The organism is Paenibacillus sp. KS1, assembly GCF_001680695.1.
Classification (GTDB): Bacteria; Bacillota; Bacilli; order Paenibacillales; family Paenibacillaceae; genus Paenibacillus_B; species Paenibacillus_B suaedae.
On the sequence record NZ_MAIS01000077.1, the window covers coordinates 16,728 to 30,127 of the forward strand.

A 13,400-nucleotide genomic window follows, 5' to 3' on the forward strand; every position below is an offset into this window, starting at 1 on the left:
CTGACAAATTACATTCATTTATATATAGAAGCTTTTCGCATGACATGATGGACGCTCTTGGCAAGCTTGTCATAGTCCATTTCCGTCGCGCCTTTACGCACAATGAACACCAAATCGACATGATCCATAATGCGATCTGCCTGAAGTCTGACAATTTCCTTGATCATGCGGCGCATTCGATTGCGCACAACCGCATTGCCAATCTTTTTGCTCGCCGATATCCCAACGCGGAACCGTTCAACCTTCGGCTGGGCATAAACATACAGTACAAGCTGATGATTGGCAAAGGAACGACCATTGCGATAAACACGAGTAAAATCTGCGCGATCCTGCAGCCGATACTCTTTTTGCATCGGATCTTTCTCCTATCTCTCCGGATGAACTCCGCTCGTCCCTACTCTAAAATGCTTGATTGGTATGATCAAAGTATGGGCACCTGCGTAACGGAATAAACATTTCTTCTACTACATTTTATGTGACGCCTTTATGACGAAAAACGTATGATTTTCGCGTAAAAAGAAAAAAAGACCACCGAGGTGGTCTTGTATTCACGCGATCTTATGCGCTCAATACTTTTCTGCCTTTTAGGCGACGAGCAGCCAACACCTTACGGCCGTTTTTCGTGCTCATTCTTTTACGGAAACCGTGAACTTTCTTACGTTTGCTCACGTTAGGTTTAAATGTCGGTTTCAACGTATTGCACCTCCTCGAACGAGATATGTCATGATGAACCATTCATTGCTACGTTTATCTGTCTGCGCAAAATTCCTTTTTACATTTAACCAGAATACGCGGGAAAAGTCAATCCTCACCGTTTCTCCTATCATCTCTTTTCGATTCCGAATTCACATCATAATGAAAAATACATTCTTATTATGTATAGAAATGATTATCCACACTTCGAACTTCGATCATGCTCGACACATTTTGTTATACACATGTGCAAAACTAAAAAATATCGACAATTCCGTCCCCTTGCCTGTGTACAAAAAATAGCGGGCCTTTGTCTGGACATGTCGAAAAGAAACAAGTTATGAACAATATCTAGTGGTGTAGATAACATTTATGCACAAGTTATTGAATTTGTGGATAAAATAAGCCCGATCATTGAAATATAAGGCCTCATCTGCTATGATTATATTGCTTTTCGGTTGTGAATAGCGATTGTGGATATTTACTTATCAACAGTCTGTGGATAAGGTTGTGAACAATTTATACTCACATGTTTAGAACTTGTTCGACATGATCTGCATATTGTGGATAAATAGTTGTAAGAAACGGTATACTTCGACAGCAACATGTCTGATGTTTCGTGGAAAACGCGAGAAATTTTCTTGACTGGAGCACAAGCATATCGACATGTAAGCATAGACCCCGACAATACGCTCTTTTCGAGGACAGGTTAGTTCATGATGATTTCACGTCTTTGTGAACCTTCTTCCTCATTAAGAGGGCTTTCTGCGCCTTGCGGAGCCTTTTTGCGTCTTGTCGGGGCAATTGTCCTTTTTTCAGGCGTAATTGCCGGTAAGCGCGTCATATGAAGACGCAGCAGGCTTGAAGGAGTGAAACAATCTGTGGAGCGCCAAGCAAATGAACATTGGCAGGAAATATTGTCCGTCATCCAGACGAAGCTAAGCAAACCTAGCTTTGATACCTGGTTCAAGGCCACGAAGGCTGTAAAGTTTACAGACTCACAGCTGCTCATTACTGCGCCGAATACATTTTCGGTGGAATGGCTTGAGAGCCGGTATACGAAGCTTGTCAGCTCAACAGTGATGGAAGAAACGGGCAAGCAAGTGGACGTCAAGTTCATTATTGAGGAAGCAGCTCAAGCGGAAGCAGAAGTCGTGCAGCCACAGGCTTCACCGGCTCGAGTCGCCGTCTATGATGAACCGGCTTCCAATATGCTTAACCCAAAATACACGTTCGATACATTCGTCATTGGCTCGAACAATCGCTTCGCGCATGCTGCATCGCTCGCCGTCGCTGAAGCGCCGGCCAAAGCCTATAACCCGCTCTTTTTATACGGGGGAGTAGGTCTCGGCAAAACGCATCTCATGCATGCGATCGGTCATTATATTTTGGAGCATAATCCCGCAAGCCGCGTCGTCTATACGACGTCGGAGAAATTTATGAATGAATTCATTAATGCCATTCGGGATAACCGCGGAGAAAGCTTCCGCAACAAATACCGCAATATTGACATTTTGCTTATTGACGACATTCAGTTCTTGGCAGGGAAGGAACAAACCCAGGAGGAGTTCTTCCATACATTCAATGCACTGCATAACGAGAACAAGCACATCGTCCTCTCCAGCGATCGCCCTCCTAAGGAGATCGAAACATTAGAGGAACGGCTGCGTTCTCGCTTCGAATGGGGTCTTATTACGGATATTCAGCCGCCGGATCTCGAGACACGAATTGCGATTCTGCGCAAGAAGGCTAAGGCCGAGAACTTGGATATACCGAATGAAGCCATGGTGTACATCGCCAACCAAATCAATACGAACATTCGTGAGTTGGAAGGTGCGCTTACGCGCGTTGTCGCATTTTCCACGATGACAAATCAGGATATCACGACTCACTTGGCTGCAGAGGCACTCAAGGATCTCATCCCGTCCAGCCGTCCGAAGATGATTACGATCCAGGACATTCAGCATAAGGTCGGGGAGTTCTATGGACTTAAGATGGAGGATTTCAAGGCACGCAAGAGAACGAAAGCCGTCGCTTTTCCCCGTCAAATTGCCATGTATTTATCGCGGGAGCTCACTGATTATTCCTTGCCGAAAATTGGTGAAGCCTTTGGCGGACGAGATCATACAACCGTCATTCATGCCCACGAGAAAATCACCCAAAATCTGCAGCAAGATCAGGAACTTTATAAGGTTGTACAGAACCTGATCGACAAAATTAAAAATCCAACGCTGTGAACAACATAACAAGCCTATACACAATCTATACACATGTGGATAGGCTTTACTTTATGCCTGTTCAAGAGGGTTATCCACATATTCAGTGCCCCTACTATTACTACTATTATTAAAAAAGATTATATAGATCATCATAAGAAGAGCGCATATTCGGCATATCTCGACTCAGAGCAACCGGATATAACAAGATTCGTAACAGATAGCAACAGTAGAATGAGCGCAAATTGGCGTTAGGGAGTGAACGTATGAAACTTTCGATATTGAAAAATGAACTAAATGAAGCGATACAGAACGTATCTAAAGCGATTTCCAGCAGAACGACGATCCCCATTTTAAGCGGGATTAAGGTTGACGTTACGTTCCAAGGGGTTACCCTTACTGCTAGTGATACGGATATCTCTATTCAAACCTTTATTCCAGTTGAGGATGATCGCCAGACGATTGTTCAAGTAGAACGTCCGGGTAGCGTTGTTTTGCCGGCTAAGTTTTTCGTAGAAATCATTAAGAAATTGCCTTCCCAAGATGTAGAGATCGAAGTGAAGGAGCATTTCCAGACATTCCTTCGTTCCGGTACAACAGATATCCAGATGGTCGGACTTGATCCAGAAGAGTATCCTGTTCTGCCTAGCATCGAAGAAAACCAAGTGATTACAGTCAATGGCGATTTGCTGAGAACTATGATTAAGCAAACCGCATTCGCTATTTCTTCCAACGAAACAACGCCAATTTTGACGGGTGTATTGTGGAATCTGAGCGAAGGTAATTTGAAATTCGTATCCACAGACCGCCACCGCTTGGCAAGCCGTACGGCTGATATCCAAGCAGACCCAGAGATTCGTTTTACGAATGTTGTCATTTCCGGTAAGACGCTGAATGAATTGAGCAAAATCATCCCTGATCAGAACACAATGGTGGATATTGTCGTTGCCGACAACCAAGTGTTGTTCAAAATCGATCGAGTTCTATTCTATTCGCGTATTTTGGATGGGACGTATCCAGATACTTCTAAAATTATTCCGCAAAACTACAAAACAGAACTTATTTTGGACACAAAAAAGCTCATCGATGCAATTGACCGTGCTTATTTGCTGTCCCGTGAAGATAAAACGAACATTGTCCGTCTGCAGACGAAGGAAGATGGTACGATAGAAATTTCTTCCAGCTCATCTGAGCTAGGCCGTGTTACAGAGCAATTGGATGTGAAGGAATTCAAAGGGGATCCGCTTCGGATTGCTTTCAACTCGAAATATATGCTGGATGTGTTGAAGGTTGTCGAATGTGAAAACATCTTCATTGGATTTACAGGGGCAATGAGCCCAATCATCATTAAGCCGACTGAACACGTCAGCAGCTTGCATCTCATTTTGCCATACCGCACCACAAATTAAGATAGGGTTGGTGCATCTGCATCACAAGGAGGATACGACATGAATGACATCCAAATTCGAACGGAATTCATTACGCTAGGGCAGTTTCTGAAGTTGGCTAATTGCGCTTCAACAGGCGGTCACGCCAAAATTATGCTGGCAGAGAACATGGTGAAAGTAAACGGTGAAGATGAAGCGCGGCGCGGCCGGAAGCTGTATCCGGGCAACGTTGTCTCAGTAGATGGATGCGGTGAGTTCCTCATCGTTTCATCTCAGGAGGCTTAATCGAGTGTTCGTCAAATCGATCGCTCTGCAAAATTATCGCAATTATGGCGCGCTCGAATTGAATACAGACAATCGAGTTAATATTTTTGTCGGCAATAATGCGCAGGGGAAGACCAATTTGCTCGAATCCATATTTGTGCTTGCCCTGACGAAATCACATCGGACACCACGAGATAAAGAACTCATCGGATGGGAAGCAGAGCATGCACAGCTTCGAGCATCTGTAGAACGGAAGTACGGAACAGTTCAGCTGGAGCTAAACATTTCTCGGCAGGGGAAAAAGGCAAGGCTGAATGGTTTAGAGCAGCGTAAGCTGAGCGGCTTCATTGGTGCGCTTAATGTTGTCATGTTCGCCCCAGAGGATTTGGAAATCGTAAAGGGATCGCCAGGCATTCGCCGGAGATTTCTGGATATGGAGATTGGCCAAGTTCAGCCAAGCTATCTATACCATCTGCAGCAGTATCAGAAGGTGCTCTTGCAGCGCAACAATCTACTCAAGCAAATGTGGAGCAGTCCAAGCGGACAAGCGAATACGATGCTCGATATATTCAATGAGCAGCTTGTTACGAATGGTGTTAAAGTTGTAAAGAAAAGGAAACAATATTTAAAGAAACTCCAATCATGGGCGGAGCAAATTCATGCCGGTATCACGAATGGCAAGGAAGCTCTTACCGTTGAATATAGTCCATCGTTTGCGATGCCAGACGAAGATGAAGCTGTCTTATTCGAGCAATTTATGTTAAAGTTAACACAAATGAAAGACCAGGAGGTGCGGCGCGGCATGACACTTGTCGGACCGCACCGGGACGATCTTGCCTTCTACATTAACGGCAAAGAAGTGCAAACCTATGGATCGCAAGGTCAGCAGCGGACGACAGCGCTGTCGCTGAAGCTGGCTGAGATCGAACTGATGCACGAGGAAATAGGAGAATATCCTATCCTACTGCTCGACGATGTTCTGTCTGAGCTTGATTCGATGCGCCAGACGCAGCTGATTGAGACGTTTCAGAGCAAGGTACAAACGTTCATTACGACGACAGGCATTGAAGGCATTAATACGAGCAAGTTGCATGATGCAAATATGTTCCACGTGGAAAATGGGCAAGTCATGCGGTAAGAGGTTGTTCTAAGGGGAGTGAGCGCTATGTATATTCACTTGGGCGGAGAAAGAGTCATTCGTTCCTCGGAACTGGTCGCCATTTTTGATGTATCGATAGAGAAATCATCTAAGCTGTCTAAGCAGTTCGTGGCGAATGCGCACAAAGTGAAAAATGTTGAGGCGATAGGCGAGGAAGAAGCAAAGTCCATCGTCGTGACGAAGGGAAAAGTTTTTTACTCTCCGATATCATCTACAACATTGAAGAAGCGTGCGCATCATTTTAACGAGTAGGCGAACATTGCATACAGCCTTGTTGACAGCGTCATCTCTATATTCCACTGCTTAGCAGTTGGGATTTCTTGGGATGATGCTCTTGCAATTACATGCGATTGGCATAATGAACGGTACTGAAATTAGAGAAGTAGGTGAAGGCATGTCTGTGAATCATAACACGTATGATGAGAGCCAGATTCAGGTGTTGGAAGGCTTGGAAGCCGTACGCAAACGGCCGGGGATGTACATCGGTTCAACGAGTGCCAAAGGTCTGCATCATTTGGTATGGGAAGTCGTCGATAACAGTATTGACGAGGCGTTGGCTGGGTATTGCACGAAAATCGAAGTAACCGTACATGAAGACAACAGCGTTACGGTCGTGGACAATGGACGTGGTATTCCAGTCGGGATCCATGAGAAGATGAAGCGTCCAGCTGTTGAAGTCGTTATGACCGTTCTTCATGCGGGCGGTAAGTTCGGCGGCGAAGGATACAAAGTATCCGGCGGCTTGCACGGTGTTGGTGTCTCGGTCGTAAATGCCTTGTCTTCGAGCTTAATCGTTACCGTGAAACGAGACGGACATATCCATCAGCAGGAATATCATCGCGGGGTTCCACAAGGTGATTTGGAAATAATCGGAGACACGGAGGAAACCGGCACAACGATTCGATTCCAGCCCGATCCAGAAGTGTTTACAGAGACGACGGTATACGAATACGACACACTTCTGTCCCGTATTCGCGAGCTTGCATTTTTGAACAAAGGCATCCAAATGGTGCTTACCGATGAACGTACTGGACATTCAGAAACATTTAAGTACGACGGCGGCATCAAGGAATTCGTTGAGTACCTGAACCGCAATCGTGAGAAGATGCATGAGCAGCCAATTTACGTGGAAGGCTCCAAAGATTACATTACGTGCGAAATCGCACTCCAATATAACGATAGCTACACCGAGAATATTTACTCTTTTGCCAACAACATTCATACGCACGAAGGCGGTACGCATGAATCTGGCTTTAAGAGTGCGCTTACGCGAATCATTAACGATTATGCTCGGAAGATGAACCTGATGAAGGACAATAACTCCAACTTAAGTGGGGATGATGTTCGTGAGGGTCTGACCGCGATTATTTCCGTGAAGATTCCAGAGCCGCAATTCGAAGGACAAACGAAGACAAAGCTCGGCAATAGTGAAGTACGCAGCATTGTTGAGTCTGTATTTTCCGAGAAGTTCATGGAGTTCCTGAACGAGAACCCGATGATTTCGAAGAAGGTCGTCGAGAAGGGGATGCAGGCATCCCGAGCTCGAGAAGCAGCTCGCCGTGCACGTGAGTTGACGCGCCGCAAGAGCGCGCTTGAAGTGAGCTCCCTTCCAGGTAAGCTGGCGGATTGCTCTTCCAAGGATGCTGCACATTGCGAATTGTTCATTGTCGAAGGTGACTCTGCGGGCGGTTCTGCGAAGCAAGGCCGCGATCGCCATTTCCAGGCGATCTTGCCGCTGAAGGGTAAAATCTTGAACGTTGAGAAGTCTCGCTTGGATAAGATCTTATCCAACGCTGAGATTCGTGCGATCATTACGGCGCTTGGTACAGGGATTGGCGAAGACTTTGATCTTGAGAAAGCTCGCTATCACAAAATCGTCATCATGACCGATGCCGACGTCGATGGTGCTCACATTCGGACACTGCTATTGACATTCTTCTATCGTTACATGCGCAAGCTTATCGAAGCGGGATACGTGTACATTGCACAGCCACCGCTCTATAAAATTGAGCGCAACAAAATTGTTCGATATGCAGATAGCGATAAGCAGAAGGACGAAATTATCGCAGAATTCGGTGAAGGCGTGAAAATCAATGTTCAGCGATATAAAGGTCTTGGTGAGATGAATGCAGAGCAGCTGTGGGAGACGACAATGGATCCTGAGAGCCGGAAAATGCTCCAAGTTTCGTTCGATGATGCCAAGATGGCAGATGATGTGTTCGATACGCTCATGGGTGATAACGTTGAACCACGACGTGATTTCATTCAGCGCCATGCCAAGTTTGTTAAAAATCTTGATTTCTAATCGAATCCTACCACTTGGGATCGTGCACTCCATCGCAAAGCACGGAGGTTCGATATAACAATAGAGCCCCAGTTCCACATCAGGACTGGGGCTTTGGTGTGGTAGCGGGCTTCAGTTGATGTCAGCAGAGTGAGGGGAGTCCTTATTACTTCAATCGTCCATAAGCTTTGGCATTTCGGACGATGCGGCGATAAGCAGCAGGGTTGAATGTGCGGTACACGTAGATAGCAGGCTTCGTATTGACCTCTAGTATCCAAGGGTGCATGCTTTTGTCAATCGCAATATCGAGCCCAAGCTCCTTGAGCCCCTTATGTCCCTTGCTCAGACGTGCCCCGACGGACAGCCCGATTCGTTCCAGCTCGCTGCGCAGCTGCTGGGTGGAGCTTGCATTTAAGTGGGGCTTCAAGAGAGTCCGCAGTGATTCCATTTTTCCTCCGTTGCTGACGTTCGTCACAATCTTGTGAGCAGCCGCCTTTCGACCAAGGATAGACATAACCTCCCACTTGTTGTCCACATTTTTTTGCACGAACACACGGAGATCGAACTTCCTTCCCCGGTGAGACAGCATGTGGACTCCTTGTTGAATCAAGTACTTTCGTTTTCCGATTCTGGTTTTGATTTTGGCCAGGAGAGAGTCTATTTCGGTGAAGGTGGCCGTGGAAGTACCTTCTCTCAACTCGAAAGAGTCATTGGCGTGCTGCGTAACACGCATAACGCCTTTGCCATGAGTGCCTAGGTCAGGTTTCACATACACCATTTGAAATTGATTTAGCATCTCCTTCAACCGGAGAGCACTATAGATGGACGTCTTAGGAATATACGAACGTAGTGAGGAGTCTTGCAAAATTTTCGTCTTTTTCCATTTGCTAAATATACGCCGGCTGGACAAACATCATCACCCTTTTCCAAATCAGTCATTTTATTTTTTGAACGGGTAGGGAGCAGAGGGATAAGAAGTTGATATCAATGTATGATCAATCGGGCAAATAGAAATAGTACAATCAACTATATGGCGTGGAAAATGTTCGGATTTTGGGCGGTTTCATGGAACGTTTAATTGTATCTCTTTTGTGAAAGTAATATAATATAAATAGTGCAGTTAAGGAATTGATGAGTATGATTTTATCCGCATGATCAAGCTAGAGTAGAAATTATCCCTTGTGAACATGGCGCCTTTTTAGTCCATAATGGTTTGTGTTGCCATGTGGGGAGTTTCGATATGGACTAGATAAAAGATTATTCGTCCGTGGAAATGGTTCGACTCCATTTATGGGGGGGAAGGGCCGTTTTCGCTTGTAGAGAGCAAATATTGCATTTTGCTAGATGATGATGACGCTGTTAAATACGAATTTTAAGGAGGTCCAGCATGGCGGAAGAACAACAACCGCAAATCAGGGATCGCGACATCGGCACGGAGATGCGGGAATCATTCCTGGATTACGCGATGAGTATCATCGTAAGCCGCGCTCTGCCGGACGTGCGTGACGGATTGAAGCCGGTTCACCGACGTATTTTGTATGCGATGTCAGACCTCGGCATGTCACCGGACAAACCGTATAAGAAATCAGCGAGGATCGTTGGTGAAGTTATCGGTAAGTATCACCCGCATGGTGACTCTGCCGTATATGAGACCATGGTGCGTATGGCCCAGGATTTCTCGCTTCGTTACATGCTCGTGGATGGTCACGGGAACTTTGGTTCCATTGACGGAGACTCAGCTGCGGCGATGCGTTATACAGAAGCGCGACTCTCCAAGATTGCCATGGAACTGCTTCGTGATATTAACAAAGAAACGATCGACTTTGCTCCGAACTATGACGGCGAAGAGCAAGAGCCTGTTGTATTGCCGGCTCGCTTCCCGAATTTGCTCGTGAACGGGGTATCCGGTATCGCAGTAGGTATGGCAACGAACATCCCACCGCACAACCTGACGGAAGTCATTGACGGCCTGCAGGCGCTGATTCAGAATCCAGAGTTAACGCCAATGGACTTGATGGAATACATCAAGGGCCCAGACTTCCCAACATCCGGATTGATTATGGGTCGGGAAGGTATTCGCCAAGCGTATGCGACTGGCCGCGGATCTGTTACGATGCGGGCACGTGCGACAATCGAGGACAATAACGGCAAGGCTCGTATCGTTGTTCACGAATTGCCTTATCAAGTCATTAAGGCTCGTCTCGTTGAGAAGATTGCTGAATTGGTACGCGAGAAGCGCATTGACGGCATTACTGACCTTCGTGATGAATCTGACCGCAACGGAATGCGCGTTGTTATCGAACTGCGCCGTGATGTGAACCCGAATGTCGTTCTGAATAACTTGTACAAGCATACAGCGATGCAGAGCAACTTCGGCATCAATATGCTGGCGCTTGTGAATCAAGAGCCTCGCGTTCTTAATTTACGTGAGATGCTCCATTATTATTTGGAGCACCAGATCGAAGTGATTCGTCGCCGTACCGAGTACGATTTGAAGAAAGCCGAGGCACGTGCACATATTCTCGAGGGCCTGCGCATTGCGCTTGATCATATCGACGAGATTATTGCGCTTATCCGCGGCTCGAAGAATGACGAAGAGGCTCGTGAAGGGTTAATCACTCGATTCGGTCTAAGCTTCGACCAAGCACAGGCGATTCTCGATATGCGTCTGCGCCGTCTGACAGGCTTGGAGCGCGAGAAGATCGAAGCTGAATATAACGAATTGCTGACGAAGATCGCGGAATACCGTGAAATCTTGGCGAACGAACAGCTTGTGCTGACCATCATCAACGATGAGCTTGAAGAAGTGAAGCAGAAGTATGGGGATGAGCGCCGTACAGAAATCACGATTGGCGAGGATAGCATACTTGATGAGGATCTGATCCCTCAAGAAGATGTTATCATCACCATTTCGCATAGCGGATATATTAAGCGTCTTCCGGTAACGACATATCGTAGCCAGAAGCGTGGAGGCCGTGGTGTAGTTGGTATGGATACGAAGGATAATGATTTCGTAGAGCATTTATTCGTGTCCAACTCTCACCATTACCTGATGTTCTTCACGGACAAGGGTAAGGTTTACCGCATCAAGGCATATGAGATTCCAGACTTGAGCCGCACGGCGAGAGGAACGCCAATTATCAATTTGATTCAAATTGAACAGGGTGAGTCCATTAGTGCGGTGATTCCAGTCGTGGAATTTGAATCTGACAAGTACCTGTTCTTTGCAACCCGCCAAGGGATCGTGAAGAAGACTCCGCTTGACGATTATGTCAACATTCGCAAAGGCGGCTTGATTGCCATCAACCTTCGTGATGATGATGCGTTGATTGGGGTTCGCCTGACGGACGGCGAGCAGGAGATCATTATGGGTACGAAGATGGGAATGTCGATCCGATTCTCTGAGAACGACGTTCGATCCATGGGACGTTCGGCTACAGGTGTCAAAGGCATTACGCTTGATAGCGAAGATGTCGTAATTGACATGGATGTAGTCAATAAGGAGAACGATGTGCTTATTGTTACAGCCAAAGGCTACGGCAAACGTACCCCTATGGAAGATTATCGAATTCAGAGCCGTGGCGGTAAAGGGATTAAGACGATTAATGTAACGGACAAGAACGGTGCAGTCGTCGGCTTGAAGGTTGTACAGGATGGAGAGGACTTGATGATTATCACTGCATCAGGAACAATTATTCGTACAAGCATGTCGGGCATTTCCCAAATGGGTCGATACACGCAAGGTGTAAAGCTCATCAATATCCGCGACGACGATTCCGTATCTACGGTTAGCCGCTGCGATAAGACTGAGGATGATCCTGATGAATCCTCTGAAGAAGCAGAACAAAATCCGGGCATGACAGAGAGCGAAGCACCTTCTGCCTCCGAACCGGAATTAGAATAGAATGATGAACGTGAAGATGCAGCAGCAGTGTGAGCATTGACAACAGGTAGGGCGTATTCTTTTATAGAGTGCGCCCTTTTCCTTGATATAAGCAGATACATAACGATAACCGAGTCAAATCCATATGAAGAGGCCAACAGGAGAGTGTAATAACCTATGGTATTCATCCCCGTCTCGCAAGCTAAGCCAGGAGATCAATTGGAGCAGGACGTGATAACAGGGCTTGGCGGCGTAATTATGAATAAAGGAAGAACGCTCAGTGTACGTGATTTGGATGTGCTCGATGCTTTTATGATCAAATCAGTTGCAGTGGCAAGTTCATATCCTTCGCCGGTTATGGACAGTGCAGGGACACGTGCGGATGCGCCGGATCGCAAAAACAGTGAACCGACCATTCCTCAAGCATCATCACGCCAGACGAGCCATTTTCAACATGATGCCGGCTTTGTAGAATCATGGCTTCAGATGGTGAACCTACTCAAGAATGTATATAAGACAGCAGGGGCTACCAAGCTTCCTATATTAGAACTGCGCCAGCAAATGGAATGGCTGCTTGGACAGAGCGAACATTACTCTCCAGTCTGCTTCCATCCACAAATTAAAGAAATGCTGCAAGGAAATGAAGAAGACTATGTGTATCATAAATCCGCTGCTGTTGCGCTCACGTCATATCTTATCGGACAATGGAGCGGGTATCCTTCCAAAGAAGGGATGCAGATCGCTTTATCTGGGCTGCTGCACGATATTGGGAAGACTAAGGTCGATAGCGATATCTGGTCTAAAAAAGGCACCCTGACGGAAAACGAGAAGATTGAGATGCGCAGACATACCCATTATGGTTATGAGTTGCTTCGAAATGTGCCAGCCATTAATGATGGTGTTAAGCTTGCCGCATTGCAGCATCATGAGCGTATAGATGGGAGTGGGTACCCTCTAGGAGTAACGGGGGAGCGAATACACCCGTATGCCAAGATCGTAGCGATCGCTGATATCTTCCATGCGATGACACAGAATCGAATATATAAGAGAGCTTCCTCTCCTTATATTGCACTTGAGAGATTGAAGGAAGAATCATTCGGCCAGCTCGATCCCCAACTTGTACGCACATTCATCCATAAGGTGGCCCAGATGCATCAGAACGCATTTGTTAAACTGAATGATGGACGGGTGGGACGCATCGTATTTACGGAGGATTCTCACTTGACTCGTCCGTGGGTGTCGGTAGATGGCAGCATCGTTCAACTTACGCAGGAAAGACAGATGTGGATAGAGGAAGTACTTGCTGTACATTGATCCTATTGAGCGGTGCGAGTATAGTAGTAACCTTGTTATAGATTGGTATCGATAGAGTCTGCTATAGGGCTATGCACGGGTAGTTAGAATGGCTGCGCAATTAGCTTTAAAGCAGACTTATATTCTTTTTAAAGTTTTTTTCAAAAAGTGCTTGCGTTATTATTGTAGGCGTGATATATTATATGAGTCGCCGCTGAGA

11 protein-coding genes are annotated in these 13,400 nt (G+C 46.3%); 8 read left to right on the top strand and 3 right to left on the bottom strand.

Features of this window, described 5'->3' with window-relative positions; genetic code table 11:
* Positions 1-14: 14 nt before the first annotated feature.
* Positions 15-353: a ribonuclease P protein component gene (gene rnpA, locus BBG47_RS21335; protein ID WP_021257555.1), complete on the bottom strand. Its 339-nt coding sequence runs from the start codon at positions 351-353 to the stop codon at positions 15-17.
* 205 nt (positions 354-558) lie between these two features.
* Positions 559-693 carry a 50S ribosomal protein L34 gene (gene rpmH, locus BBG47_RS21340; RefSeq protein WP_009223341.1) on the bottom strand — a complete coding sequence of 45 codons (135 nt, stop codon included), beginning with the start codon at positions 691-693 and terminating at the stop codon, positions 559-561.
* A gap of 881 nt (positions 694-1,574) precedes the next feature.
* Here rpmH and dnaA point away from each other — a divergent pair.
* From dnaA to gyrB, 6 genes are all read left to right on the top strand, one after another.
* Positions 1,575-2,930 (top strand): chromosomal replication initiator protein DnaA, encoded by a 1,356-nt coding sequence (gene dnaA / locus BBG47_RS21345; RefSeq protein WP_021257556.1) that lies wholly within the window; start codon positions 1,575-1,577, stop codon positions 2,928-2,930.
* 245 nt (positions 2,931-3,175) lie between these two features.
* Positions 3,176-4,318 carry a DNA polymerase III subunit beta gene (gene dnaN / locus BBG47_RS21350; RefSeq protein ID WP_065293404.1) on the top strand — a complete coding sequence of 381 codons (1,143 nt, stop codon included), beginning with the start codon at positions 3,176-3,178 and terminating at the stop codon, positions 4,316-4,318.
* A gap of 39 nt (positions 4,319-4,357) precedes the next feature.
* Positions 4,358-4,582, top strand: a complete 225-nt coding sequence (gene yaaA, locus BBG47_RS21355) for a S4 domain-containing protein YaaA (RefSeq protein ID WP_021257558.1) — start codon at positions 4,358-4,360, stop codon at positions 4,580-4,582.
* A gap of 4 nt (positions 4,583-4,586) precedes the next feature.
* On the top strand, positions 4,587-5,699 hold the full coding sequence (gene recF / locus BBG47_RS21360; RefSeq protein ID WP_065293405.1) for a DNA replication/repair protein RecF: 1,113 nt from the start codon (positions 4,587-4,589) through the stop codon (positions 5,697-5,699).
* Positions 5,700-5,726: 27 nt separating this feature from the next.
* Positions 5,727-5,972 carry an extracellular matrix regulator RemB gene (gene remB, locus BBG47_RS21365; RefSeq protein WP_021257560.1) on the top strand — a complete coding sequence of 82 codons (246 nt, stop codon included), beginning with the start codon at positions 5,727-5,729 and terminating at the stop codon, positions 5,970-5,972.
* A gap of 142 nt (positions 5,973-6,114) precedes the next feature.
* Positions 6,115-8,025 (top strand): DNA topoisomerase (ATP-hydrolyzing) subunit B, encoded by a 1,911-nt coding sequence (gene gyrB / locus BBG47_RS21370; RefSeq protein WP_065293409.1) that lies wholly within the window; start codon positions 6,115-6,117, stop codon positions 8,023-8,025.
* 145 nt (positions 8,026-8,170) lie between these two features.
* On the opposite strand, the gene BBG47_RS21375 is transcribed toward gyrB, so the two are convergent.
* Positions 8,171-8,914 (bottom strand): YheC/YheD family protein, encoded by a 744-nt coding sequence (locus BBG47_RS21375; RefSeq protein ID WP_065293406.1) that lies wholly within the window; start codon positions 8,912-8,914, stop codon positions 8,171-8,173.
* 477 nt (positions 8,915-9,391) lie between these two features.
* On the opposite strand from BBG47_RS21375, the gene gyrA reads away from it, so the two are divergent.
* Both gyrA and BBG47_RS21385 read left to right on the top strand, forming a co-directional pair.
* Entirely contained in the window at positions 9,392-11,908 is a 2,517-nt protein-coding gene (gene gyrA / locus BBG47_RS21380) for a DNA gyrase subunit A (RefSeq protein WP_065293407.1), read from the top strand.
* 156 nt (positions 11,909-12,064) lie between these two features.
* A complete protein-coding gene (locus BBG47_RS21385; RefSeq protein WP_065293408.1) occupies positions 12,065-13,201 on the top strand; it encodes an HD-GYP domain-containing protein in 1,137 nt (378 codons plus the stop codon).
* Positions 13,202-13,400: the final 199 nt, after the last annotated feature.

What these genes read in the sequence shown, in the direction of transcription:
- rnpA (WP_021257555.1), bottom strand. Translation starts at nt 353, where the DNA reads ATGCAAAAAGAGTATCGGCTGCAGGATCGCGCAGATTTTACTCGTGTT.
- dnaN (WP_065293404.1), top strand. Translation starts at nt 3,176, where the DNA reads ATGAAACTTTCGATATTGAAAAATGAACTAAATGAAGCGATACAGAAC.
- yaaA (WP_021257558.1), top strand. Translation starts at nt 4,358, where the DNA reads ATGAATGACATCCAAATTCGAACGGAATTCATTACGCTAGGGCAGTTT.
- remB (WP_021257560.1), top strand. Translation starts at nt 5,727, where the DNA reads ATGTATATTCACTTGGGCGGAGAAAGAGTCATTCGTTCCTCGGAACTG.
- gyrB (WP_065293409.1), top strand. Translation starts at nt 6,115, where the DNA reads ATGTCTGTGAATCATAACACGTATGATGAGAGCCAGATTCAGGTGTTG.
- gyrA (WP_065293407.1), top strand. Translation starts at nt 9,392, where the DNA reads ATGGCGGAAGAACAACAACCGCAAATCAGGGATCGCGACATCGGCACG.
- BBG47_RS21385 (WP_065293408.1), top strand. Translation starts at nt 12,065, where the DNA reads ATGGTATTCATCCCCGTCTCGCAAGCTAAGCCAGGAGATCAATTGGAG.